General features: G+C 48.6%; 2 pseudogenes. Both read left to right on the top strand.

The features are described from left to right. Positions 1 to 245: 245 nt before the first annotated feature. Positions 246 to 941, top strand: a pseudogene (gene istA / locus AC1BI1_RS15305) (IS21 family transposase); the annotation flags it as partial. A gap of 34 nt (positions 942 to 975) precedes the next feature. Then, positions 976 to 1,131: pseudogene (locus tag AC1BI1_RS15300) on the top strand (transposase domain-containing protein); the annotation flags it as partial. Positions 1,132 to 1,361: the final 230 nt, after the last annotated feature.

Here is a 1,361-nt window from a genome sequence, read left to right as displayed (position 1 = left end):
AGTTGGTGATGAGCTCCTTGAATATGGCGTCGTGGTCTATGGGCATTTCCGGTTTCTCCTGTTTTTTCTTTAGTTTATGTTATTTTACTTTGGGTGTAAAGGGGTATAAAAAAGGGGTATAAAGCCTGAGTTATCCCCAGTTTTTATTCCAGGGCCTGCTTGGCTTTCGCTCGCGAAAGTTTCCCTCGCGGGCAGGACTTTTGCTCGGCCTAAAAGCTTAAGGCGGGGTTCCCTCGACAGCTGGCATCCTTGCCGATGGGCCGGTCTTAGGCCTTTCTATCCTCGACCCCTTCTTAAGCTTTCGGCCGAAGCCTATCACACACCAGTGGCTTAAGGAAGATCAATGGCGGCCGCCCAAACAGCGGCATACAGCCAAGCGTATTTTTGAGCGTTTAAGGGAGGAACACGGTTACCAGGGGAGCGAAGCTACAGTTCGTCTTTACGTACGTCGCTGGCGCCAGGCACAGCCCAAGGAGATATTTTTACCCATGGATTTTGGTCTCAGCGGCTGGGCGCAAAGCGACTGGTTTGAAGCCTTAGTAGAGCTTCAAGGTAACATTATTAAAGTACACGTTTTTCTTCTGCGTTTATGCGGTTCCCGTGCTCTTTTTGCCCGCGCCTATCTTAGGGAAAATGCCGAAGCTGTTTTGGATGGTCATGTGCGCTCTTTTAATTTCTTGGGCGGTGTGCCTACCCATATGGCCTACGACAATCTCAAAACCCCGGTAGCGCAAATTTTCTCTGGCCGGCGTCGCCAAGAGAGCTCATACCTTCAAACTTTGCGCCTCCATTATCTCTTTCAACCGGAATTCTGCCTTCCCTATGAAGCTCATGAAAAGGGGCTGGTGGAAAATGGAGTGCGCCTGGTGCGGCATAACTGCTTTGTTCCCCTACCTAAAGTAAACAGCCTGGAGGAACTTAATGAGCATTTGGAAAGGTGGTGTTTAAAATACCTGGAAGAATATTTGCCGTTTCATAGAAACAGCCAAGGAGAATGGATTAAATCCCTTCCACTATCTCATTTACCTCTTCGAAAGGCTGTCCAACCTGGACACGCAGGATAAAGAAGCCCTGGATCAGCTCCTGCCGTGGTCGGCAACTTTGCCTTCTGTTTGCCGGGTGAATAATTAGTTTTTTCAAGCCCCCACCTCAGAAAGGTGGGGGTTATTTTACGCTTACTATCTAAGGGTTAGGAACTAGCATTTTTTGCATTTAAGAAACTTGAGAATTCCTGGTGAAAAGTGGTAAAATGGGAATCGGCACCTCGGATTGTGTAGGAGGTGGCGAATGTGGCCCTTGACCTGGATACAATTGGGATAGAGGTGGGCTCGTATTCATACCTCCGGCGTTTTGATCCGGAC

The sequence above is a fragment of the Thermanaeromonas sp. DSM 22490 genome (genome assembly GCF_056378755.1).
Note: the sequence above shows the minus strand (reverse complement) of the source record. Positions and strands in the feature narration are given on the sequence as shown.